Here is a 21,902-nt window from a genome sequence, read left to right on the forward strand (position 1 = left end):
GGGGGACCCCCTCCCTTCTTTCTCTGGTGCCGGCCGGTCAGCCGACCGGCTTGACCTGGGCGAGCGAGTACGCGGTGACCATGCCGAGCAGGTCGGAGGGCGACGCGACGAAGCCCTCGAACTTGCTGGCGTTGTAGGCGAACTGGAAGTTCTCCACGTACAGCGGGGTCAGGTACGCCTGCTCGTGCACGACCTTGTCGATGTTCTTGATCTTCTCGACGAAGGTGGCGTGGTCGGTGGTGCCGGCGGCGTCGTTGATCAGCCGGTCCATCTCATCCGACTTGAGCAGGTTGTAGTTGATCCCACCCGGGTTGCTGGACAGGTACGTGCTGCGCAGCTGGTCCATCGGGTTGTCGAAGACGCCCCACTGCGACGCGTCGATGTCGTACTTGCCCTCCTTGGTGCGGCTCAGGAAGGTGTTCCGCTCAACGCACTCGTTCTTCAGCTTGATGCCGGCCTGCTCGGCGCTCTCCCGGAACAGCTGCACCACCCGGGTGATGTTGGCGTTGGACTGGTCGCAGGCGACGCTGAACTCCAGCCCGTCGAAGAAGCCGTCGCCGTTGCCGTCCTTGTAGCCCGCCGCAGTCAGCTTGGCCTTCGCCGCGGCCGGGTCGAACGCGTACGGCTGGATCTCGGTGTTGTCGTACTCGGCGAAGATCGGCGAGATCGGGCCGGCCATCTGCTGCGCGTCGCCCTGCAGCACCGAGGCGATGATCGCCTTGGTGTCGACCGCCATCGACAGTGCCTGCCGAACCTCCTGCTTGGCCAGGTCCTTGTTGTTCATGTTGTACGTCAGGTGGGCGAAGCCGAGCGCGCCGACCTTGGTCAGCTTGATCTTCGAGTCGCCCTGGAAGGTCTTCGCCGCGGACGTCGGCACCGGGGTGCCCATCAGGTCGATGTCGCCGTTGCGCAGCGCCAGCATCATCGTGTTGATGTCCGGGTAGATGCGGTACTCGACCTTGCTGACGGCTGGCTTGCCGCCGGGCGCGAGCGGGTACTTGTCGTTGCGCTTCATCACGTACCGCTGGCCCTTGGTGGCGCTCTCCAGCACGAACGGCCCGGCGCCGACCCAGTTGGCGTCGTTGGCGAACTTCGACAGGTCGCCGGCGGGCTCGAAGACGTGCTTGGGCACGACCGACATCCAGAACCCGACGCCCTCGGCGAACGGCGCGTACGGCTGGGAGAGGTGGAACTTCACCGTCGTCGGGTCCGGCGCCTCGACCGAGGTGACCCAGGTGAGCTTGGCGGCGACGTTGCCGAGCTTGTACTTCATGATCGACTCGGCGCTGAACTTGACGTCGTCGGCGACCACCGGCTTGCCGTCGGTCCAGAGGAAGTCGTCGCGCAGCTTGAACACGGCGGTCTTGCCGCCGTCCTCGTAGCCGTACTCCTTGGCCAGCTCCGGCGCCTTCTTCGCCTTCTCGTCGATCCGCAGCAGGTGCGGGTACATCGCGTTGAGGATCCAGGAGTCGGTCTTGCTCAGCGACTGCAGCGGGTTGAAGTTGGACACGTCGGTCGTGGTGCCGATCCGCAGCACCGCGTTGTCGGCGCCGCTGCTGCCGCTCGCCGAGCCGCTGTCCTCGTTGAGCCCGCAGCCCGACAGGGCCAGGGCGGCCGCCGCACCGATCGCGACGGCGGCCTTGCTCATGTTCCTCACCAAACCTCCTGAAGTACGCGAATGATGTTGCCGCCGATGACCTTGGCGATCTCGTCGTCGGAGTAGTCGTGCTGGACCAGCCAGCCGACGATGTTGCTGAAGCACTCGGCCGGGTTCTCCAGCCCGGAGACGTACGGCACGCGCGGGTGATCGACCGCGCCGTGTGCCCGGCCGATCGCCAGGTGCCCGACGAAGCTGTCGTGCAGGCCGACGTGGTCGCCGAAGTTGGTGTCCGGCCCGAACGCCACGTGGTCGATGCCGACCAGCTCGACGCAGTGAACGAAGTGGTCCATCACCGACTCGATCGAGTGGTGCGGATGCTTCGCGGACAGGGTGGTGTGCGGGGCGGCCTCGATGCCGATCACGCCGCCCCGCTCGGCGCAGGCGCGGATCACGTCGTCCGGCTTCATCCGGGGCGTGTCCCAGACCGTGCGGGAGCCGGCGTGGGTGATGAAGACCGGCACCCGGCTGGCCTCGATCACGTCGAGGGACGTCTGGTCGCCGGAGTGCGAGATGTCGATGGCGATGCCGAGCTTGTTCATCCGGTCGACGGCGCGGCGGCCGAAGTGGGTGAGGCCGCCATCGCGCTCCTCGGAGAGCCCGCTGCCGAGCATGTTGGCCTGGCTGTAGGCGATGCCCATCTGGCGGACGCCGAAGCCGTACAGGATGTCGATCCGGTCCAGCTCGTTCTCGATCATCGTGGCCGCCTCCAGCCCCGCCACCAGGGCGAGCCGGCCGTTGCGCTTGGCCGCGAAGATCTCGTCGAGGGTGGTCGCCACCACCACGTAGTCCTGCTTGGCGATGTCGGCGAAGCGGAGCCCGATGTCGTAGATAACGTCGTCCCACTTCCAGGCGTGCTCGCTGGTGACGCAGCCGGTGCCGTTCATGAAGTTGTCGAAGACGGCGGTGAGGCCGGACCGCGCGAGCCCTTCGAACCCGAAGGCGTTGCGTCCGGTGCGGTTGTAGTCGCGCAGCTGCGTGACGTCGGCCGGAAGGATCTTGGGGTGCTCGTGCAACGAGATCGCGGCGTGTTCGCGGAGCAGCCGGGCGACCCGCTCCCGCTGGCCGTTGGAGAGCCCGAGGTCGTGCTCGGGCACCCGGCCCAGCTCCGGGGCCAGCTCGAACACCTTGTAGTCGGCGTGGGGGGCCAGATAGTCGAACGACTTGTAACCCCCATACCGGGCGGCGGGTTCCTGCACGCGTCCACCTCACGTCGGTACGGATTGAAGGCCTGAGGACAGAGGTCTGACCTCCAGCCATCGGCACCGTACGCGAGAGCGGCGCTCGTTAGGAAGTCGTTGTGGCCGGACCGTTACCTGCTACGGACGTGTTTCGGCTGGCAGTATTCGCCCACCTCGATCACTCGGCGTCCGTGTGTGGTATAAAAATACCGGCATAGAAATACCGCGTACGGAGGCAGGTTGTCATGATCGAGCTCAAGTCGGCCGAGGAGATCGGCCGGATGGCGGTGACCGGCCAGTTCGTCGGCGAGCTGCTCGCCGAGCTGAGCGGTGTCGCCGGGGTCGGCGTCAACCTGCTCGACGTCGAACACTACGCCCGCCGCCGGATCAAGGAACGCGGCGCCGAATCCTGCTACTGGGACTACGCCCCGTCGTTCGGCCGCGGCCCGTTCCGCAACGTGCTGTGCCTGTCGGTCAACGACGCGGTGCTACACGGCCTGCCGCACGACTACGTCTTGCGGGACGGCGACCTGCTCAGCATCGACATGGCGGTCAGTATCGACGGATGGTCCGCGGACTCCGCGCTCTCCGTCATCGTCGGCACCCCCGACCCGGCCGACCTCAAGCTGATCGAGGCCACCGAGGTCGCGCTGGAGGCCGCCATCACCGCCGCCCGGCCCGGCGGCCGCCTCGGCGACGTCTCCGCCGCGATCGGCGAGGTCGCCCACTCCTACGGCTACAGCGTCAACGGCGAGTTCGGCGGGCACGGCATCGGCCGCACCATGCACGAGGCCCCGCACGTCGCCAACAACGGCCGTGCCCGCCGCGGCATGAAGCTCGACCCCGGCCTGACCATCGCCATCGAGCCCTGGTTCTGCCGCTCCACCGACAAAATCAAGTTCGACAACGACGGCTGGACGATCCGCTCCGCCGACGGCTCGCGCACCGCCCACTCCGAACACACGGTCGCCATCACGGCTTCCGGCCCCCAGGTCCTGACCCGCCGGCCCACTCGGCCCGAGTAGCGCATACCGCCGCGGCCGGGCGCCGGGTCACCGGTGGCGTAGACCGTCCATCAGCAGGGTGAGCAGGCGCTCGACCCGGTTGGCGTCGGCCGGGCCGCGGTCGGTGGCCCAGGCGATGCCGGTGGCCTGGATGAGCAGGTCGATGGCGTTGACGTCGGAGCGCACCGCGCCGGTGCGCTGGGCCTCCGTGAGCAGCCGGGTGGCCGCGGCCTGGATGATGCCGCACGAGTTCTGCAGGGGGCCGGTCGGTTCGCGCAGCGAGGCCAGCACCGAGCCGGGCAGGACCTGGAACGACTGGGTGTAGGCGACGAACTCGCGCAGCCAGGTGCCCAGGGCCTCGGCCGGGTCGGTGCTGGCCGGGTCCGGCTCGTTGGCGGCCAGCTGCTCGAAGCGTTCGCGCACGACCGCCTCGATCAGGGCCTCCCGCGTCGGGAAGTGCCGGTAGAGGGTCGCGTTGCCCACGTTGGCGCGCTGCGCGATGCCGTCGAGCGAGGCCTCGGTGCCGTGTTCGCGGAATGCCTCGGTGGCCGCGGCGACCAGCCGTTCGTAGTTGCGGCGCGCGTCGGCGCGCAGGCCCCGTCGTGCCGTGGTCGTGCCCGCGGGCGCCGGTGCCTGCGCCGGCGGGGTGGCGGTGACCGCGGCGGGGGCGGCGATGGCCGCCGGGCCGCGACGTGCGGCCATTAGCGCCATCCTGCTTGCGAAACGGGGAGCATCCCCTTATCGTACATCACATAAACGGGGACTCTCCCCGTTAGCGTCGGAGCTGATCTCCGCCCTCCGCGTCGCCGTCGGCCCGCGGCACTTCCGCATGTGAGGATCTTCATGCCTGCTTCCACCGCCACGCCCACCACGACCGCGTCGGGACGTGATGCCGGACGGCTCGGCAATCATCCGGGAGTCATCCTCGCCCTCCTCGTGACCTGTTACCTGATGATCATCGTCGACAACAACGTGGTGACCATCGCGCTGCCGCAGATCCAGTCCAGCCTGCACATGTCCGCGACCGGCCTGTCCTGGGTGCTCAGCTCCTACACGCTGACCTTCGGCGGTCTGCTGCTGCTCGGTGGCCGGGCCGGTGACGTGTTCGGCCGCCGCCGTGTCTTCGTGACCGGGGTGGTCCTGTTCACGGTCAGCTCGCTGCTGGGCGGTCTGGCGGCCACGGCGTGGTGGCTCCTGGCCGCACGCGCCGTGCAGGGCCTCGGTGCCGCACTGGCGTCCCCGGGCGCGATGGCGTTGCTGATGACCAACTTCAAGGAGGGCCCGGCCCGCAATCGGGCGCTGGCGGTGTACTCCACGCTCGCGGGCCTCGGCATGGCGATCGGGATGATCCTCGGCGGCCTGCTGACGGAGTGGACGTCGTGGCGCTGGGTGCTGTTCATCAACGTGCCGTTCGGCGCCGTCATCGCCATCCTGACGCCGATCTACATCGCCGACCCGGAACGCCACCCCGGTCGCATCGACATCATCGGTGCGTTGACCGGCACCGCCGCCACCGCCGCGCTGGTGTACGGGTTCATCCGGGCCTCCGAGGACGGCTGGGGTGATGCGCTGACGCTGACCGCCTTCGCCGCGGCCGTCGTGCTGCTGGCGGTGTTCCTGTTGGTGCAGCGGCGCGTCCCGCACCCGACGCTGCCGCTGCGGCTGTTCGCCGACCGCAACCGGGCGGCCGGCTACGCCACCGTCCTGCTGGCCATGGCGTGCCTGTTCGGCGTGCTGTTCTTCATCTCCCAGTTCCTGCAGAACATCCTCGGGTACTCGGCGTTGCAGGCCGGCCTGGCCTTCCTGCCCATGGCGGCCGGCATGTTCGGCATGTCCCGCCTCACGCCCTGGCTGCTGCCCCGGGTCGGTGCGTTGCGGCTGATCCTGATCGGGCTGGCGGTGGTGGCCGGCGGTGCGGGGTGGCTGTCGCAGCTCGACGACCACACCGCCTACGCGCCCGGCCTGCTGGTGCCGATGCTCATGCTCGGTGTCGGCATCGGAACGTTCCTGATGCCGCTCACCGCGCTTATCCTCGGCGGCGTGGCGCCTCGTGACTCGGGGGCGGCCGCCGGCACCATGCAGACGATGCAGCAGGTCGGTGGGTCGCTCGGGCTGGCGATCCTGGTCACGGCCTACGGCACGACGCTCCGTCTGGATGGCGCGCGCACCCCGTCGTTGATCGCGCACGCCATGGGCAACGCCTTCATCGCCGCCACGGTCAGCGTGGTGCTGGCCTTCGTCCTCGTTGCCATCGTGATCCGGCCCAACCGGCCCCGGGCCTGACCGGGAGGGTCGCCGCGCGAGCACGCGCCTGCCCGCAACCAGCGCCGACCGGACCACCGCTCGTCGGGGTCGCCGAAGGTGAGCGCCACGCCGCAGACGGCAGGGTCCGGGCACTGTCCAGTGTGGACGCCGCCACGGCGGTCACCGCGAACTCGGGGAGCGCGGCCAGGGCCGGTAGGTGCGCCCGGACCGCCCAGCTGCACGCCCCGGCGGGTTGCTAAACGGGGGGACTCCCCCTTATGGTACGTGAACCGGGGACTCACCCCGAATGATCCCAATGCTTGCGCACCACAGGGTTTCTCGGTCCAAAAACCTATCTAACTGATGGATGTTGCAGACATTTCGAGGTCAGGCGAAGAGAAACGGGGGAGATCTTCGATGCGTTCCGGCGCGAAACTCCGGGCGGTGCCGCTGGTGGCCGCCGTGGTGTTCCTCATCACCGGCTGCGGCTCCGCCGACGCGGCCGGCACGACCCCGGCGGGCGGAACCTTGACCGTCGCGGTGACCTCCGACCCGCAGTGCCTCGATCCGCAACAGGCCGGCAGCAGTGACGCGATCACCGTGACGCGGCAGTTCGTCGACTCCCTGACCGACCACGACCCGGACAGCGGCAAGCTCAGCGGCTGGCTCGCCACCTCCTGGGAGGTCGACCCGCAGGTCACCAGCTTCACGTTCCACCTGCGCGAGGACGCCACGTTCAGCGACGGAACACCGGTCGACGCCCAGGCGGTCAAGGACAACCTCGACGGCCTCATCAAGCTGGGCGCCCGCGCCGTCCAGGCATCCACCTACCTGAGCGGTTACCGCGAGACCGTCGTGGTCGACCCGCACACGGCCCGGGTCGAGTTCTCCAAACCCAACGCGCAGTTCCTCAAGGCCACCTCCACCACGAGCCTCGGCCTCGTCGCCGCGTCCAGCCTGGCCCAGCCGGCCGCCGACCGCTGCGCCAAAGGCATCGTCGGCTCGGGGCCGTTCCTCCTCGACCAGTACACCCGCAACCAGCAGGTTGTCCAGCGCCGCCGGACCGGCTACGCCTGGAGCCCGGAGCGGATGGCGAACCGCGGCGCAGCATACCTCGACCGCCTCGTCTTCAAGATCGTGCCGGAGGTGAACGTCCGGGTCGGGCTGCTGGAGTCCGGGCAGGCGGACGCCGTGCTCGGGGTCGGCCCGCAGGACACCGACCGGGTCAAACGAGCCGGGCTGGTGCTCTCGTCGCGACCCAACCCCGGCCTGGTGTACGGCATCAACGCCAACCGGTCACGCCCCTTGGTCGCCGACGGCTCGGTGACCCGCGCGATTCAACGGGCGATCGACCGGCAGCAGGTGATCGACACCATTCTGAGCCCGGACTACCACGCGGCCACCAGCGTGCTGTCCAGCCCCACACCCGGCTACGTCGACCTCAGCGGTGCCCTGTCCGCCGACGCCGCCGCAGCCACGGCGATCCTCACCACCGCCGGCTGGGTGCCCGGACCGGACGGCGTGCGGGTCCGCGACGGCCAGCGGCTGAGCCTGGTGGTGCGCTACTACACCCCTGACTCCGGCCTCGCCGAGTCCAGTCTGGCGCTGATCCAGCAGCAACTGCGGAAGGTCGGCGTGGACGTCGCGCTGAAGCCCACCCCGATCACCCAGGCGATCCAGACCTTCAAGGACGGCGACTACGACCTGATCTGGGGCAACGCGTCGGCCGCGGACCCCGACATCCTGCGCAACTACTTCACCGTCCAGGGCCTCAACGTCGTCCGGCTGACCGCCGGACCGTTGCAGGACGCCCTCTACGCACAGGCCGTCGAAGGCGACCCGGGCCGCCGCGCGCAACAGGTGGCCCTGGCGCAGAGGCTGCTCGTCGAAGAGGGCTACGCGGTCCCCGTCTACGAGCCGACCACCGTCGTCGGGCTGTCGGCGAAGGTCCACGGCGTGCGCTTCGACTCCGCGTCGCGCCTGCAGTTCGTCGATGTCCGGCGCTCATGAGTCCCACGACTCCAACCTGCGGAAAGGGTGGTCGCTGATGCCGGCAACCAGAGAACTTCACCTCAACGTCAACCTGCTCGGCGGTCTCGGCGAGCACCCCGGCGCCTGGCGCTGGCCCGGCACCGACCCGCTGTCGTTCCTGCACGTCGATCGGTACGTCGAGGCCGCCATCGTGGCCGAACGCGGCGCCCTGGACGCGGTGTTCCTGGCCGACTCGCCGGGCATCGTGCAGGACATCCGCACCCAGCCCCTGTACAACGGGCTGGAGCCCACGCTGGTGCTGACCGCCGTCGCCCGGGCCACCGAGCGGATCGGGCTGATCGGCACCGCGTCCACCAGCTACAACGAGCCCTACAACGTGGCCCGCCGCTTCATGACGCTCGACCTGATCAGCCACGGCCGGGCGGCCTGGAACGCGGTCACCACGTACAACTCGGTGTCGGCGCACAACTTCGGCGCCACCGAGCCGACCCGCGAGCAGCGTTACGCCCGGGGCAACGAGTTCGTCGACGTGGTCCGCGCCTTGTGGACCAGCTGGCAGCCGGGGGCGCTGGTCGCCGACGAGGTCGGCGGCCAGTTCGCCGACCCGAGCCTGATCCGTCCGATCAAGCATGCCGGCGAGCACTTCACGGTGCACGGCGCGCTCACCCTGCCGCCGTCAGAGCAGGGCTACCCGGTCATCTACCAGGCGGGCGGCGGTGTCGAGGGCCGCGACCTCGCCGGGCGGACCGCCGACGCCGTCTTCTCCGCCGCCGTCGACGAGCAGGACGCCCAGGCCAACGCCGCGGCCATCCGCCGGTCCGCGGCCGGGTACGGGCGCTCACCCGACTCGATCATCATCCTGCCCGGGCTGCGCACATCGGTCGCCAGCACCGAACGCGAAGCTGTCGAACGGCGTGAGCGGCTGCGCGACCTGGCCGACCAGAGCGGCGTCATCAAGGGCCTGGCCACCAAGCTGCGGGTCGATGCCGACGCGTTGCGGCTGGACCAGCCGGTGCCATCCGAACTGCTGGCCGCCGCGCACGGGCCGGCCGGCGGGCGCGACGAGGACACGCTGCTGCGGCTGGCCCGCCAGGGAACGACCGTCCGCGAACTGCTGCGCGCCTTCGGCCCCGGACACCTGGTCGCCGTCGGCACGCCCGAGCACGTGGCCGACACCATCCAGCGCTGGTTCGAGTCGGGCGCGGCGGACGGGTTCAACCTGATGCCCGACACGCTCCACGACGGCCTGCCCGACTTCGTCGACCACGTGATACCGATTCTGCGCCGGCGGGGGCTCTTCCGCACCGAGTACCGGGGTACGACCCTGCGCGAGCACTACGGGCTGCCGGTGCCCACCCGGCCCGTGGCGTTGGCCCGATGACGGTCGGCGATCGATGCCTCGCTACCTGATCCGGCGGACGCTCAGGGCGGTCTTCGTGCTGTGGGCCGCCTTCACCGTGTCCTTCGCGATGCTGTACCTCCTGCCGGGCGACCCGATCGCGGTCATGGTGGGAGGCTCCGCCGGCGCCTACACCCCGGAGCAGATCGACGAACTGCGCAGCCAGTACGGGCTGGACCGGTCCGTACCCATGCAGTACGTGACGCAGCTCTGGCAGGCGCTGCACGGCGACTTCGGCACATCGATACAGACCGGTGCGCCGGTCCGAGGGATGCTCAGCCATGCGTTGCCGCAGACGGCGCTGCTGGCCCTCACCGCGTTCATCCTTGCCGTAGTGGGCGGCCTGGGCGTCGCACTGGCGGCGACGTCCAGCCGGCACCCCGCCCTGCGCCAGGTCCTGCTGTCGCTGCCCGGCGTCGGCACCTCCCTGCCGACGTTCTGGATCGGGCTGCTGCTGGTCGACCTCGTCTCGTTCCGCTGGCGGCTGCTGCCCGCGCTGGGCAACGACGGCTGGCAGAGTCTCGTCCTACCGGCCGTCACGCTCGCCCTGCCCAGCGGCTCGGTGCTCGCCCAGGTCTTCGCCAAGAGCATGCGCGGCACCCTGCGGGAACCGTACGTGAACACCGCCCGGGCCAAGGGGGCGAGCCGGGCCCGGGTCCACCTGCGCCACGCGGCGCGCAACGCCGCACTGCCGACCGTGACCCTGAGCGGCATCATCGTCGGCAACCTGTTCGCCGGGGCGGTGGTCGTGGAGACCGTGTTCTCCCGCGAGGGCATCGGCCGGATCACCGCGGACGCGGTCCTGAGCCAGGACATCCCCGTGGTCCAGGGTGCCGTGGTGCTCAGCGCGGTCGTGTTCGTCCTGGTCAACCTGGCCGTCGACGCGGCGTATCCGATCCTGGATCCGCGGATCACCAGCGGCCGGGCCACATTCCGGAGAAAGGCCGACGTCCAATGGTCGATCTGATCGACGTACCGGCACCGGTCGACGGTCCCGCCCCGACCCGGACGGCGGCACTTCGCTCGGCCGCCGCCTACCTGCTGTACCGGCTCGATCTGGTCCTCTGCGTGTTGTGGCTGGTCATGGTAGCCGGCTGGGCCGTGCTGCCCGGCGTGTTCAGCCGGCAGGATCCGCTCACCGGCGTCGCGGCCGAGCGGCTGCGACCACCCTCGGCCCACCACCCGCTCGGCACGGATCAGCTCGGTCGCGACCTGTACGCCCGGGTGGTGCACGGTGCCGCGCTCTCCTTGCAGGCAGCCCTGATCGCCGTCGGCGTCGCCCTCGTCCTGGGCTCGGCCGTGGGCCTGGCCGCCGGCTCCCTGGGGCACCGGGCCGGCGAGCTGATCATGCGGATCGTCGACGTCCTGCTCGCCATTCCCGCCCTGCTGACCGCCCTCGCGCTCATCACCGCGCTCGGCTTCGGCACGGTCCAGGTGGCGGTCGCCGTCGGCGTCGCCACCGCCGCCACCTTCGCCCGGGTGATGCGGGCCGAGGTGCTGCGCATCCGGGCCGCACCCTACATCGGTGCCGCCCGCTGCGCCGGCGCCCGCGGCTGGTGGATCGCCGTACGGCACGTCATACCCAACACGGCCGGCCCGGTCCTGGTGCTGGCGGCGCTCGAGTTCGGCACGGCGATCCTGTTCATCTCCACCCTCAGCTTCCTCGGCCTCGGCGCCGCCCCGCCCGCCCCCGAATGGGGCTCGCTGGTGTCGGCCGGCCGCAACTACCTCAACACCGCGTGGTGGTTGACCACCCTGCCCAGCATCACCGTGGCCGTCACCGTGCTGGCCGCCAACCGCATCGCCCGGCAGCTGGAGCACCGCCGTGGCTGACCTGCTGTCCGTCCGTAGGCTCCGGGTCAGCTACCGGTCCGGACGCCAAACCGTCCCGGCGGTCGCCGGCGTCGACCTGACCGTGCGGCGCGGCGAGGTGGTAGCGGTCGTCGGCGAATCCGGCTCCGGCAAAAGCACCATCGCCCACGCGATCATCGGCCTGCTGCGGGACAACGCGCGGATCGAGGCGGGAGAGATCCTCTTCGCCGGTACCGATCTGCTGACCCGCACCGACCGGCAGCTGGGGGAGGTGCGCGGCCGGGGCATCGGGTTCATCCCGCAGGACCCCGCCGTCTCGCTGAACCCGGTGCTGCCGGTCGGCATCCAGGTCGCCGAGGTGCTGCTCATCCACCGCCAGGCCCGCGACCGGCGCGACGCGCTGGCGCAGGCGGTGGACCTGCTGGCCAGGGCCGGCCTGCCGGACCCGCAGCGGTGCGCCCATCAGTACCCGCACCAGCTCTCCGGCGGCATGTGCCAACGGGTGCTCATCGCCATCGCGCTGGCCGGCCGGCCGCAACTGCTGATCGCCGACGAACCGACCAGCGCCTTGGACGTGACGGTCCAGCGCCAGATCCTCGACCATCTCGAGGCACTGGCCCGGGAGGACGGCACCGCCGTCCTGCTGATCACCCACGACCTCGCCGTCGCCGCCGACCGGGCACAGCAGATCGTCGTGCTGTCCCAGGGCCGGTTGGTGGAGCAGGGCCCGACCGAGGCGCTGCTGGCCGACCCGACGCACCCGTACACCCAGCGGCTGGTCGCCGACGCGCCACGCCTGACCGACAGCCGGCTGGAGGCCGGCGCGCCCCCGCCCCCCACCGGCCCGCCGCGGCAACCTGTGCTCACCGTGCGTGGCCTCACCAAGGTGTACCGCGGTGACACGCCCGCGGTCGACGGCATCGACTTGAGCATCGCGCGCGGCGAGACCCTCGCACTGGTCGGGGAGTCCGGCTCCGGCAAGTCCACCACCGCCCGGCTGCTGGTAGGCCTGGACCGGCCGACCGCCGGCAGCATCCTCGTCGACGGCGTCGACGTCTCAGCCCTCAACCGTGCCGGCCGGCGGGCGCTGCACCGGCGGGTCCAGATCGTGGATCAGAACCCCTACGCCGCCATGGATCCGCGCTTCACCGTCCGGCAGATCGTGGAGGAACCCCTGCGCGCCTTCCGCGTCGCCGACCGGCCCGCACGGCAGGCCCGGATCGCCGAGCTGCTCGACCAGGTGGCGCTGCCCGCGTCGCTGGCCCGCCGCCGCCCGGCGGAGCTGTCCGGCGGCCAGCGCCAGCGCGTGGCCATCGCGCGGGCCCTGGCCCTGCACCCGCAGCTGCTGATCTGCGACGAGCCGGTGTCCGCCCTGGACGTCACCGTTCAGGCACAGATCCTGCGCCTGTTGGCCCGGCTGCGCGCCGAACTCGGACTGTCCATGCTGTTCATCACCCACGACCTGGCGGTGGTGCGCCGGATCGCCGACCGGGTGGCGGTGATGCGAGCGGGCCGACTGGTGGAGACCGGCCATGCCGACGACGTCCTGACCCGCCCCGATCATCCGTACACCCGCCAACTGCTGGAGGCGGTGCCCGGCGCGGACCGGGCCGTACTGGCCGCACCGCGTCCCTCCTCGCCCCTGCCCGGCGAGTGAGCCGGACCGCCGCCGTACGAGGAAACAGGCTGGAACGTAGGCTGGCAAGGTGGCGACGCTGCTGCAGCAACGCGGGACGCTTGTCTCCCCGACATACCGCCTGTTCGCGCTGCACGATCCCGAATGCGATGACAGCTCCAACTTCGAGGTCTCCACGATCGCGGCGATCAACGACACCGTCGGCTGGGCGTACGGCATGGTCTCGATCAGCACCGTCCTGGACATCGTCAACACCACGGTGCACGTCGAGGTCTGGGACGCCGACCCAGGTCCCGCGATCTCCGCCGCGGACCTCGAGCGGGAGGCTGAACTTGACTTTCCCAGCGGCCGGTACTGCATCGACAAGGCCACGAACGATCAGGACCGGCTCGGCATCGACCTGCCACACGGACCCGGCATGTACCGCGTCCACATCACGGGGCAACGAGCCGAGGCCCGCGACCGCCGCGACCGCGTGTACGCACACATGAACCAGGTTCCGCTTGATGTCGCGGCCCCGGAAATCGAAGGGCTGGAGACCTATCTCCTCCGACTCTGGCGTGTCGGCGAATCACCGCCGGAACCAGTCACCTAGTCCTTATCGGTCCAGTTCATCACACGTACCGTCACCGAGGCGGCTTGGGCGGCGCCGCGGTTCCCGGCGTCGTACCCTGCACGCATGATCTGGCGACCTCGCAGTCTGCTGTACACGGCCGTGGTCGTGTCGCTGCTCACCGGTTGTACCGCGGCGCCGTCCACCACGCCGCAGGCCGCTCGGCGGATCGCCTCGTCGGCGTCACCGTCCGGTGCGGCCAACGCGTGCCGATGGGCGCCGGTCCCTCCCGGCAACGCGGCGATCAAGGACGTCGGCACACCCCCGGCCAGCATCCCCGCCGCCGCCAAGGCGACCATGACCATGACCACCAACCTTGGGTTGGTCGAGATCACGATGGACGCCAAGGCCGCCCCGTGCGCGGTGGCGAGCTTTGCCTACCTGGCCGGCCGGAAGTTCTTCGACGGCAGCTCCTGCCACCGGCTCGTGACGGCCAAGCTCTTCGTTCTGCAGTGCGGCGACCCGTCCGGCACGGGCATGGGTGGCCCCGCGTACCAGTACGCGGAGGAGAACCTCGAAGCCGGGCGGTTCGGCTACTCCCGCGGCTCAGTGGCCGTGGCCCGCTCCGACACATCGGGCACGAGCGGCAGCCAGTTCTTCATCAACTACGCCGACAACCCGCGCCTGCCCGCGAACTACACCCCGTTGGGCACGATCACCAAAGGTACGGACATCATCGACAAGGTGGCCGCCGGCGGCGTCGCCTCCGGCACCAACGACCCGGACGACGGTGTCCCGAAAATCGGCATCGTCCTGCAACAGGTGACGGTCGCCTACGGCTGACGATCGTGCCGGGCGGGAGCCGGGCGCAGGGTCCTCAGTCAGGTGCCGTCGGCTGGATCACGCCCAGGCGAGACGGTGGCGGAGCAGGACCTGCTCGTCCTCTCGTCGTCGGTGGTGCCTTACTACCAGATGCGTTCGATCGAGTCGGCCTTGAGCCGTTCGACCTCGACGAGCCCGAACCCGGCCGCCTCGACGAGGGGGAGTTGCCGGCGGAGCCTGCCGTGGCTGTATACGTTGGCACGATGGTGAACTCTGGTGCGGATTCGCAGTCGAGGTACGCCTGGCTCGCCAGGGTCGGATGCGAGGGTGGGCCGGTGCGGCCGCGTACGTGCAACGACACCTGCCCACCGGCGGGGTCGAGATCCACTTTCCGATCGGCGGCCGTCCCCAGCTGGTCGGCCCGCTGACCGGTCCGGAGATCGAGGTCATCCCGCCACACCCCACCATCGTGGGGCGTGCGGTTTCAGCCGGGGACTGCGCCGCCCCTGCAGGCGGTGGGGGTGAGTCCCAAGGTTCTGCAGCGCACCTTGCGGTTTCAGGGATTTCTCGCGCTGGCTCAGGCCTGCGTGAGGCCCTCGGGCCGGCCTGGCGCGGACGGCGTGGCGGGGCTGGCGGTCGACGTGGTTATGCCGACCAGGCACACCTCCGCCGTGAGTGCCTGCGCCTGACCGGCCTCACCCCGAGCCGGCTCCTCGGGGTACCGCCGATCGCTGCGCCTGCGGCCATGAGCACTCCGCCTCCTACACACCCTTCCTCGCCACCCGCAGTAGGCCGCCACTGCGGCTCTGAGCCTGCGTGTTTCGTTCAAGACTCGCCTTCACACCGCCTATAGCGTCGAACACGTGCTTGCCCTTGCACTCGACAGGACCGACCCGGATCTGCCGGAACGGGCCCGGAGGACCCGGTCGGAGTTCTTCTCCCACGGGTTGTCCGACCGCACGCTCGTGTCACTCCTGAGCCAGTTCTGCGCCGCGAGGACCGAGGGCCGGCGGTAGCTCTCGTTCACCGCGATGGGCGGGGCCTGCAACAGGGTCGCCGAGGACACCACCGCGTTCGCCCACCGCGGCGAGCGCTATCTGCTCGAACACATCGGCGACCCGGACCCGTGGGTCGATCGTTCCTGGGCGACCGCCCATGCCGGCGGCAGCGAAGGAGAGACATGAGCAAGGTGTTCAGCGCCCACGCGGTATCCGTCAACGGCTATATCAGCGGTCGCACTCCCGATGGTGCGGAGGAGTTCGGACGCGGGCTGGGGGACGCGCCCATGCTCTTCGACTGGTACTTCGACGGGGACACGCCGAGCAGGTTGTTCGACGGGTTCAAGCTCGACGAGCCCAGCGCCCGGTTCTTCCACGCCATCGCGGCCCGAGTGGGAGCCGCGGTGGCCGGGCGCACCACGTACGAGCACTCCAGCCACTGGGGAGGTGGTAGCCCGCACCCGACGGCGCCGCTGTTCGTGGTCAGCCACCGGCCCGCGCCCGAGATCAGCGAGCGGCAGACGCTCGTCACCACCGGCGTCGAGGACGCCATCGCCGCGGCCCGCAAGGCCGCCGGCGACAAGGACGTCGCCCTGATGGGTGGCGGTCTGGTCACCGAGGCGCTCAAGGCGGGATCGTCGACGAGCTCATCCTGCACCAGGTGCCTATCCTGCTGAGCGGCGGTCGCCGCTTCTTCCAGGAACTCCCGGAGTACGTGCGGCTGCGTCTGTTGGAAGTCATCTCGGCGTCCGGCGTGACGCACCTGCGCTACGAGGTGGTCCGATGATCATCGTCACCGGCGGGCTCGGCATGATCGGCGCCCATACTGCCCGTGCGTCCGTCGTCGTCACCTCCCACCGCTGGACCGACGTCCCGTCGTTCCTCGCCGGCACCCCCGCTGAAAAGGAGCACTCCCATGCTTGACCCCGACGTGCGCCGCGTCCTCGACAGCGCCTCGATCGCCCACCTCGCCACCATCCTCCCGGACGGGCTCGCCGCACTCCACCCCCGTCTACGTCGGCACCCACGGCGATCGGGTCGTCTTCTTCACCGGCCCAGGCAGTAAGGCCCGCAACCTGCACCGCGACCCTCGCATGGCGCTGTCCATCGCACCGGACCGCGGTTTCAGGCGAGCGTCTCACGGAGGATGCGCACAGCTCGCGGACCGACTCCGTGCATCGCCAGGAGGTCGGCATCGGTAAGGGCGGCCACCTGGGCGAGCGTGGTGATGCCGGCGCCGGTGAGGGCCCGGGTGGCGGGCCCTCCGATGGCCTTGGGCAGGTCGCCGGCCTCACCGGGTGCTGCGGTGCCCCCCGCGGCCACTCGCGCGGCGAGCTGCTTCGGCGCCCGCGACAGCCAGGCGCGACGCACCCAATGGTTGAGCTGTTGAGCGTTGATGTCCCCGATCGCGACACGTACGCCGACCGGTGCCGCACCGCGGACCAGCCGCTGCGCGGTCGGATGCGTGGCAAGGACCTCCTCAACATCCGGCACGGGGAGCCGGAGTTCCACCAGGCGGTCCTTGTCCACCGAGGCGAATCGCCTGTCGCGCACCGTGAACGCGACGATTCCTGAGCCCAGGACCTCCTCAGCGGTCTCGGGATAGGAAAGGGCAGCCTTGCGAAGCTGGGCGAGCGTCGTCATGGATCAAGCCTAAGTTGAGCCGCTCACCTCGTTCGGGTCAACAGCGGGCGCCGCCCAGTGATGGTCAGCAGGATGTCCTTGACCGGCATCTCGACCGGTTCCCCGTCACCGATGCGGACATCGGCGTCGGTACCCCGCAACTGGATGCCCGCCAGATCGACGCCGAAGTAGGAAAGGCTGCGCGGGCTGGCGTTCGTCAGGACCAGGGCCACCCGCTCGACCGGCGGCGACGGCAAACCCAACGGTTCGGTGATGTCCAGGCCGTGAATGGTGTCGTGGCTCAGCGCGCCGGCGGGGCCACCGCCCGGTGGCTGCCACGGGTTGGCGATATTGGCCCGCAGTGCGGCCAGCAGCTCGGCCCCGGACATCCGGGAAGCGTCCCTGCGGGCCGCCCGGTCGGCGTACCGGTTGAACGAGAAACCTGCCGCGGCCAGCCCCACCACCACGCTGGGCAGGCTCGTACGGAAGGGCATGGTGATGTGTGCGACGACCTCGCGTACCCGCCAACCCCCGCACAGGGACGGATAGTCCCACTCGTCGTCCTGGAGCCCGGAAAGGAGACCGGCCAGTCGCTCCCGCTCGGCGCGGATGTGCGGCGTGAGGTCTGTCTGGGTCGATGACATGAACGAAAGCCTTCCGGTGGTGGCTGATGAGTCACCTCTTGTACGACCGGCAGCGGCCGGACTCATCGCTCCCCGGGAAATCAGGTTTCGAGAACTTCCGGCAGACCGAACTCCGCGAAACGGTCGCCGCAACCCAGGAACGTCACGATCTCGCTGATCCGCCCGCCCCGGCACTCGATCACCAACAGCGCCAACGGCGCCAACGTGCCGTTCGCGTCCGGCCGGTACTGGCCGAGCGTCCAACACCCGTTGACCAGGTCACCAGGGACGAGACGGTCCTCGGCGCAGGTGTCCGACCCGGTCATCACGGCGCCGATCCGGGTTGGCCCGTCCAGCCACCACGCGAACGGCGGCATCCCGGACCGGACATCGTCGGCCAGCACCGCGAGCAGCGTGGGCACGTCGTGCATCTCAAAAGCGTGCACGTACCGCTGGAGAAGATCACGCTGAGTCACGTCATGCAGGTCCGGCGGGTCGGCCCGGCGCGGCCGGTGCTCCGCCAGCGTGGCCCTGGCCCGCTGCAGCGCACTGTTCACCGCGGCCACCGACATCTCCATGACCTCGGCGGCCTCCGTCGCGGCGAACCCGAGGACATCCCGCAACACCAACACCGCACGCTGACGCGGCGGCAACCACTGCAGCGCGGCGATGAAGGCCAGGCGCAGCGTCTCATGCCGGACCGCGAGCGTGGCCGGGTCAACGGTGCCCGCAAGGCGAGAGTCCGCCAACGGCTCGACCCACCGCGTCGGCGGGAGCGGGACACCGATGTCCGGGCCGGACGCGGCCGGCCCCATGTCCCAGGGCAACGCTCGCCGCTGCGCGCCGCGCAACATATCCAGGCAGACATTCGTGGCGATCCGGTGTACCCAGGTCGAGAACCCGGCGCGTTCCGGGTCATAGCTGCCGATCGCGCGCAACGCTCGCAGCATCGTCTCCTGTACGGCGTCCTCTACCTCGCCGGCGGACCCGAGGATGCGGTAGCAGTAACCGGTCAGGGGTCCCCGCAACGGCTCCAGGCTCGTCGCCATGGAATCAGGCTCGCGGCGTACCACCATGGCATCAGTCTTCCATCCGCCGGCCACGGGCTCGACGTCCTCGTACAGTTGGTCGCGCTGGGAGGTTGTAAACAGCCGCCAGCCCAGCGTGCCGTACCAGACCATCACCGGTAGGTGGAGGCCTTAGCCGAGCTGTTCCAGCCTCGCCGACGAACCGTCGATCCCGGCTGTCCATGGCAGCAGAACCGCGGCGAGGCCGGAGACCGCGGCGATCACGCCGGCGCGACGAAGTACGGTGGGCAGCGGTGCGCCGAGTGCCGTCGTCACGGTCGCGGCAACCCAGAGCAGCCCGGCCAGGTTGACCGACCACTTGGCGGTGACGAGGACCGCCCAGGCCACCATGGCGGCCGCCGGGTCGGTGGGATCAGCGGCCAACTGGGTCAGCGCCAGGTTTCCGGCATCGTGCAGCAGACCCGCCAAGCCGGCGCAGGCCAGCAGCCCGCCAGCGAGCGTCATCAACTGCGGCCTATGCTCGGTGGGGCGGGCGGTCATCACGAGCCCGGCCGCGAGCAGGGCGAGCCAGCCGACGACATCGAGGCCCAGCCCGATGAGATGCGCCGCGACCCGTGCGTTCACGACCGTCAACACGGCGGCGGGGTCGGCCGGATTCAGGGTCAGCCCTGATGGCACGACGATGGCCCACGCCAGCGAGCATGGCCAGCAACGAACTCAACAGCAGCGCGCCCGTCAGCCGGGCCGCCGAGTGATGGTCAGCGGGACTCATGGCGGCACGCTAGAACCCTGACGCAGGGAGAAGGTCAAGGCAGGAGGAGGGTGTCGTGTGGCGGATCGGGGAGCTGGCGCGGATGGTCGGGGTATCCGAACGTACCCCCTGCGCCACTACGACAAGATCGGGCTCCTGGTCCCCGCCACGGTGGACCGCGCCACCGGCTACCGGTGGTACGGGGTGACCGAACTGGCCCAACTGGAACGCATCCGAGGACTACAGCACCTTGGCCTGTCACTACGCCAGATCGCCGACGTCCTGGACGCCCCCGACGCGCACCTGCGGCAGGCCCTGGCCGAAACGTGGCCGCCCTTCGGAGCGACATCGAGGCCAAGGCCGCAGCCGTGGCCGCCGCCGAGGGCCGGCTCGCCACGCCGACGTCAGTCCTGCCCCAAAGGGCCACGGTCGGCGCGCGCCGACTGCGCGTGCGCCACCTGAGCGTCGCCCACCCGTCCGCGCTGGCGGCCCTGTGCCCGCCACCGCCGACGACCCTGCTCACCTGGCTCAGCGGGCAACCCACCGGGAACTTCGTCGCGGCCGTCACCGTCGACCGCGGCGGCGAACGGCTCGACCTGCCCGCCCGTTCGGTGGTGCGAGCCGTCGTCCCACCGGCAATCGGAGTGGTCCGGGCCGGCCTCGACCTGTTCGACTGGCTGCACCGCCGTGGCCTGACCGTCGCCGGGCCCACCCTGGAGGAGCACCTGATAGACGCTGACCACGCCGTCGCGACCGTGTTGGAGGTACCCGTGGCCGTCGCGACTGTCTTGGAGGTACCCGTGCAGTCCGCGACACCCCCGACCCACCGCGACGCCGACCGGACCCGCCCGCACTGAAACGCCCAGGGCACCGACAAGGTCTAGAGGGGCTTGTCGGGACGGTAGGGCTGTCGACCCTTCTGTCGGTCAGCGGTGGCTGACGACGTTGACCACCTTGCCGTCCGGGTCGCGGACGAAGAAGCGCCGGACACCCCACTGCTGAACAAGTTCACTGGTTCACCGTCGGTGGACGATCCGCGAGGGCGGAGGTCATGAACGAGCGCCATATTGCCCGGGGCAGTGTGTCGCTCGTGACCGGGCTGCCGTCGACGTCGCGTAGAGGGCCTGGCTTGTCGCGGCCGACCCACACGACGCTCGCGAGTTCTGATGTGTAGCCGGCAAGCCACACGTCCTGGTTGAAGGTTCTGTCCCATTCCTTGTTGCCTGACTTGACCGCGGCCGGCCGACCGTCGAGCAGATCTTCGCTCGCGTCCCTGACGAGCATGTCCGTGATTCTCGTCGCCGTCGTAGCCCGTACCGCACGTCTGTGGGGATACATCGGAGGCGTCCAGTTCATCGCGCGAACCTGATCGACGAAGTGGCGTTCAACGCTGATGCCCCTATGAGCGATCGCGGCGTATACGACTGCCATTTCCAACGGGCTTACCGGGTAGCTGCCGGTGGCGATGGCAGCAGCAGTGCGGGATGGCCTGGCATCACCACTCGACAGCGCCGGACGATCGCCATGGACACGCTGAACGCCAAGTTGAAAAGCCTGCTCCGCTACCCGGTCAGGTCCGAGTTTCTCGGTCACGCCCAGGTACGGCGCGGTCAATGATTTTGGCAGTGCGGACTTGAGTGAACACGGGCCACACGAACGGGGTCCTGGCCATGATGCCTCGGCGTTGACGCCAGCCTCCAGCGCCGCAGCGAGGACTACCGGCAGGAATGTGCCAGCAGGCGACCTCGGCGCTGCCGCGTCATCGAAGAATCCCGCACCTTTCGTACCGCCGTAGTACGCGCGGATCGCGCCGGTTGCGGGGTCGACTGCGACCAGTGCGGCCTTGAGCGCGTCTGGCTGGCCGCGTAGACCGTCGGCGACGGCAGACTCGACGGCACGCTGTGCGGTCTGGTCGATTGTGGTCACGACCTGTAGTCCACCGGTACGGAGCAGTTGGGCAGCAACACCGTTTTTGGCCAACTCGCGCTCGACTTGACTCACGATGAGTCCCGTGGCGCCGGCATGAGCCCGTTCGGGTAGAACGGTAGGATATTGCAACGCTGCCGCCGCCGTCCCGTCGACGGCGCCCCGTTCGACCATTGCAGCCAGGATCCATCGCCACCGGGTCATTGCCGCCACTTCATCCGACGCCGGGTCCAGTCCCGTGGGATCCTTGATGACGGCGACGAGAACCAGCGCTTGAGCCAGATCCAGCCGATCGACATCCGTACCGAAATACGCGACCGCGGCTGCCTGAATGCCGTATGCGCTGCGTCCATAGTAGATCGTGTTGAGGTACCCGCAGAGGATCTCGTCTTTAGTTCTTCGACGTTCGACCTGGATCGCAAGCGCCGCCTCCTGCGCCTTGCGTTGAAGTGTCCGGTCCTGAGTGAGGTACGCGTTGCGAACGTATTGCTGGGTGATGGTCGATGCGCCCTGCGCCGTACCGTGCGCCATGTTTGACCAAACAGCCCGAGTCATGCCGGCTCTTCGAACTTGGCGGGGGTCTGAGGGTCGGCTGACGTTCCACTGTGGACCCCAGCTAATAGATGCCCGTAGCTCTCGTAGATCATGTTGTT

At 69.7% G+C, this 21,902-nt stretch carries 23 protein-coding genes and 1 pseudogene; 16 read left to right on the plus strand and 8 right to left on the minus strand.

Annotation, left to right across the window (positions count from 1 at the left end; translation table 11 throughout):
* Window positions 1-37: 37 nt before the first annotated feature.
* A complete protein-coding gene (locus ABT297_RS34890; RefSeq protein ID WP_350556748.1) occupies window positions 38-1,648 on the minus strand; it encodes an ABC transporter substrate-binding protein in 1,611 nt (536 codons plus the stop codon).
* Window positions 1,649-1,653: 5 nt separating this feature from the next.
* Entirely contained in the window at window positions 1,654-2,856 is a 1,203-nt protein-coding gene (locus tag ABT297_RS34895) for a dipeptidase (RefSeq protein WP_350556749.1), read from the minus strand.
* A 227-nt stretch (window positions 2,857-3,083) separates the two neighbouring features.
* On the opposite strand from ABT297_RS34895, the gene map reads away from it, so the two are divergent.
* Window positions 3,084-3,863, plus strand: coding sequence for a type I methionyl aminopeptidase (gene map / locus ABT297_RS34900; RefSeq protein WP_350556750.1), 780 nt, complete (start codon window positions 3,084-3,086; stop codon window positions 3,861-3,863).
* A gap of 27 nt (window positions 3,864-3,890) precedes the next feature.
* Here the strand turns inward: map and ABT297_RS34905 are convergent, their stop codons facing one another.
* Window positions 3,891-4,544, minus strand: a complete 654-nt coding sequence (locus ABT297_RS34905; RefSeq protein WP_350556751.1) for a TetR/AcrR family transcriptional regulator — start codon at window positions 4,542-4,544, stop codon at window positions 3,891-3,893.
* A 141-nt stretch (window positions 4,545-4,685) separates the two neighbouring features.
* Between ABT297_RS34905 and ABT297_RS34910 the strand changes: the two genes are divergently transcribed.
* From ABT297_RS34910 to ABT297_RS34970, 13 genes are all read left to right on the plus strand, one after another.
* Window positions 4,686-6,125, plus strand: a complete 1,440-nt coding sequence (locus ABT297_RS34910) for an MFS transporter (protein WP_350556752.1) — start codon at window positions 4,686-4,688, stop codon at window positions 6,123-6,125.
* 378 nt (window positions 6,126-6,503) lie between these two features.
* Entirely contained in the window at window positions 6,504-8,096 is a 1,593-nt protein-coding gene (locus tag ABT297_RS34915; RefSeq protein WP_350556753.1) for an ABC transporter substrate-binding protein, read from the plus strand.
* A gap of 37 nt (window positions 8,097-8,133) precedes the next feature.
* A complete protein-coding gene (locus ABT297_RS34920) occupies window positions 8,134-9,459 on the plus strand; it encodes an NtaA/DmoA family FMN-dependent monooxygenase (RefSeq protein ID WP_350556754.1) in 1,326 nt (441 codons plus the stop codon).
* Between the two features lie 13 nt (window positions 9,460-9,472).
* Window positions 9,473-10,444: an ABC transporter permease gene (locus ABT297_RS34925; protein WP_350556755.1), complete on the plus strand. Its 972-nt coding sequence runs from the start codon at window positions 9,473-9,475 to the stop codon at window positions 10,442-10,444.
* Window positions 10,432-11,310 carry an ABC transporter permease gene (locus ABT297_RS34930; protein ID WP_350556756.1) on the plus strand — a complete coding sequence of 293 codons (879 nt, stop codon included), beginning with the start codon at window positions 10,432-10,434 and terminating at the stop codon, window positions 11,308-11,310. Before ABT297_RS34925 ends, ABT297_RS34930 begins: the two co-directional genes overlap by 13 nt.
* Window positions 11,303-12,946 carry a dipeptide ABC transporter ATP-binding protein gene (locus ABT297_RS34935; RefSeq protein ID WP_350556757.1) on the plus strand — a complete coding sequence of 548 codons (1,644 nt, stop codon included), beginning with the start codon at window positions 11,303-11,305 and terminating at the stop codon, window positions 12,944-12,946. The genes ABT297_RS34930 and ABT297_RS34935 overlap by 8 nt, the downstream gene beginning before the upstream one ends.
* A 49-nt stretch (window positions 12,947-12,995) precedes the next feature.
* Window positions 12,996-13,520: a hypothetical protein gene (locus tag ABT297_RS34940; RefSeq protein ID WP_350556758.1), complete on the plus strand. Its 525-nt coding sequence runs from the start codon at window positions 12,996-12,998 to the stop codon at window positions 13,518-13,520.
* Between the two features lie 84 nt (window positions 13,521-13,604).
* A complete protein-coding gene (locus ABT297_RS34945; protein ID WP_350556759.1) occupies window positions 13,605-14,321 on the plus strand; it encodes a peptidylprolyl isomerase in 717 nt (238 codons plus the stop codon).
* A 1,010-nt stretch (window positions 14,322-15,331) separates the two neighbouring features.
* Complete coding sequence (locus tag ABT297_RS34950) at window positions 15,332-15,484, plus strand: hypothetical protein (RefSeq protein WP_350556760.1); 153 nt, start codon at window positions 15,332-15,334, stop codon at window positions 15,482-15,484.
* Complete coding sequence (locus ABT297_RS34955) at window positions 15,481-15,975, plus strand: dihydrofolate reductase family protein (protein WP_350556761.1); 495 nt, start codon at window positions 15,481-15,483, stop codon at window positions 15,973-15,975. The genes ABT297_RS34950 and ABT297_RS34955 overlap by 4 nt, the downstream gene beginning before the upstream one ends.
* Entirely contained in the window at window positions 15,960-16,085 is a 126-nt protein-coding gene (locus ABT297_RS34960; protein WP_350556762.1) for a dihydrofolate reductase family protein, read from the plus strand. Before ABT297_RS34955 ends, ABT297_RS34960 begins: the two co-directional genes overlap by 16 nt.
* Window positions 16,082-16,222: a hypothetical protein gene (locus tag ABT297_RS34965; RefSeq protein ID WP_350556763.1), complete on the plus strand. Its 141-nt coding sequence runs from the start codon at window positions 16,082-16,084 to the stop codon at window positions 16,220-16,222. The genes ABT297_RS34960 and ABT297_RS34965 overlap by 4 nt, the downstream gene beginning before the upstream one ends.
* Window positions 16,219-16,500: a pyridoxamine 5'-phosphate oxidase family protein gene (locus ABT297_RS34970; RefSeq protein WP_350556764.1), complete on the plus strand. Its 282-nt coding sequence runs from the start codon at window positions 16,219-16,221 to the stop codon at window positions 16,498-16,500. The genes ABT297_RS34965 and ABT297_RS34970 overlap by 4 nt, the downstream gene beginning before the upstream one ends.
* Here the strand turns inward: ABT297_RS34970 and ABT297_RS34975 are convergent.
* The 4 genes from ABT297_RS34975 to ABT297_RS34990 all read right to left on the minus strand — a co-directional run bounded on the left by ABT297_RS34975 (window position 16,424) and on the right by ABT297_RS34990 (window position 19,208).
* Window positions 16,424-16,942: a hypothetical protein gene (locus ABT297_RS34975; protein ID WP_350556765.1), complete on the minus strand. Its 519-nt coding sequence runs from the start codon at window positions 16,940-16,942 to the stop codon at window positions 16,424-16,426. The genes ABT297_RS34970 and ABT297_RS34975 overlap by 77 nt on opposite strands.
* A gap of 23 nt (window positions 16,943-16,965) precedes the next feature.
* Entirely contained in the window at window positions 16,966-17,565 is a 600-nt protein-coding gene (locus ABT297_RS34980) for a maleylpyruvate isomerase family mycothiol-dependent enzyme (RefSeq protein WP_350556766.1), read from the minus strand.
* Window positions 17,566-17,645: 80 nt separating this feature from the next.
* Window positions 17,646-18,725, minus strand: coding sequence for an RNA polymerase subunit sigma-70 (locus ABT297_RS34985; RefSeq protein WP_350556769.1), 1,080 nt, complete (start codon window positions 18,723-18,725; stop codon window positions 17,646-17,648).
* A gap of 18 nt (window positions 18,726-18,743) precedes the next feature.
* On the minus strand, window positions 18,744-19,208 hold the full coding sequence (locus ABT297_RS34990) for a hypothetical protein (protein ID WP_350556767.1): 465 nt from the start codon (window positions 19,206-19,208) through the stop codon (window positions 18,744-18,746).
* Window positions 19,209-19,494: 286 nt separating this feature from the next.
* On the opposite strand from ABT297_RS34990, the pseudogene ABT297_RS34995 reads away from it, so the two are divergent.
* Together ABT297_RS34995 and ABT297_RS35000 are read left to right on the plus strand one after the other, a co-directional pair.
* Window positions 19,495-19,554: pseudogene (locus tag ABT297_RS34995) on the plus strand (hypothetical protein); the annotation flags it as partial.
* 95 nt (window positions 19,555-19,649) lie between these two features.
* Window positions 19,650-20,180, plus strand: coding sequence for a hypothetical protein (locus ABT297_RS35000; protein ID WP_350556770.1), 531 nt, complete (start codon window positions 19,650-19,652; stop codon window positions 20,178-20,180).
* Between the two features lie 151 nt (window positions 20,181-20,331).
* On the opposite strand, the gene ABT297_RS35005 is transcribed toward ABT297_RS35000, so the two are convergent.
* Window positions 20,332-21,804: a transglycosylase domain-containing protein gene (locus tag ABT297_RS35005; protein ID WP_350556768.1), complete on the minus strand. Its 1,473-nt coding sequence runs from the start codon at window positions 21,802-21,804 to the stop codon at window positions 20,332-20,334.
* Between the last annotated feature and the right edge of the window lie 98 nt (window positions 21,805-21,902).

Origin of the sequence: Dactylosporangium sp. NPDC000555, from assembly GCF_040300025.1 — a bacterium.
Classification (GTDB): Bacteria; Actinomycetota; Actinomycetes; order Mycobacteriales; family Micromonosporaceae; genus Dactylosporangium.

Excerpts from the sequence above, each read along its gene's own strand:
- ABT297_RS34975 (WP_350556765.1), bottom strand. The coding sequence starts at position 16,942 with ATGACGACGCTCGCCCAGCTTCGCAAGGCTGCCCTTTCCTATCCCGAG.
- ABT297_RS34985 (WP_350556769.1), bottom strand. The coding sequence starts at position 18,725 with ATGGTCTGGTACGGCACGCTGGGCTGGCGGCTGTTTACAACCTCCCAG.
- map (WP_350556750.1), top strand. The coding sequence starts at position 3,084 with ATGATCGAGCTCAAGTCGGCCGAGGAGATCGGCCGGATGGCGGTGACC.
- ABT297_RS34890 (WP_350556748.1), bottom strand. The coding sequence starts at position 1,648 with ATGAGCAAGGCCGCCGTCGCGATCGGTGCGGCGGCCGCCCTGGCCCTG.
- ABT297_RS34950 (WP_350556760.1), top strand. The coding sequence starts at position 15,332 with ATGGGCGGGGCCTGCAACAGGGTCGCCGAGGACACCACCGCGTTCGCC.
- ABT297_RS34920 (WP_350556754.1), top strand. The coding sequence starts at position 8,134 with ATGCCGGCAACCAGAGAACTTCACCTCAACGTCAACCTGCTCGGCGGT.
- ABT297_RS34945 (WP_350556759.1), top strand. The coding sequence starts at position 13,605 with ATGATCTGGCGACCTCGCAGTCTGCTGTACACGGCCGTGGTCGTGTCG.
- ABT297_RS34925 (WP_350556755.1), top strand. The coding sequence starts at position 9,473 with ATGCCTCGCTACCTGATCCGGCGGACGCTCAGGGCGGTCTTCGTGCTG.
- ABT297_RS34915 (WP_350556753.1), top strand. The coding sequence starts at position 6,504 with ATGCGTTCCGGCGCGAAACTCCGGGCGGTGCCGCTGGTGGCCGCCGTG.
- ABT297_RS35005 (WP_350556768.1), bottom strand. The coding sequence starts at position 21,804 with ATGACTCGGGCTGTTTGGTCAAACATGGCGCACGGTACGGCGCAGGGC.
- ABT297_RS34910 (WP_350556752.1), top strand. The coding sequence starts at position 4,686 with ATGCCTGCTTCCACCGCCACGCCCACCACGACCGCGTCGGGACGTGAT.
- ABT297_RS34955 (WP_350556761.1), top strand. The coding sequence starts at position 15,481 with ATGAGCAAGGTGTTCAGCGCCCACGCGGTATCCGTCAACGGCTATATC.
- ABT297_RS34980 (WP_350556766.1), bottom strand. The coding sequence starts at position 17,565 with ATGTCATCGACCCAGACAGACCTCACGCCGCACATCCGCGCCGAGCGG.
- ABT297_RS34965 (WP_350556763.1), top strand. The coding sequence starts at position 16,082 with ATGATCATCGTCACCGGCGGGCTCGGCATGATCGGCGCCCATACTGCC.
- ABT297_RS34930 (WP_350556756.1), top strand. The coding sequence starts at position 10,432 with ATGGTCGATCTGATCGACGTACCGGCACCGGTCGACGGTCCCGCCCCG.
- ABT297_RS34905 (WP_350556751.1), bottom strand. The coding sequence starts at position 4,544 with ATGGCCGCACGTCGCGGCCCGGCGGCCATCGCCGCCCCCGCCGCGGTC.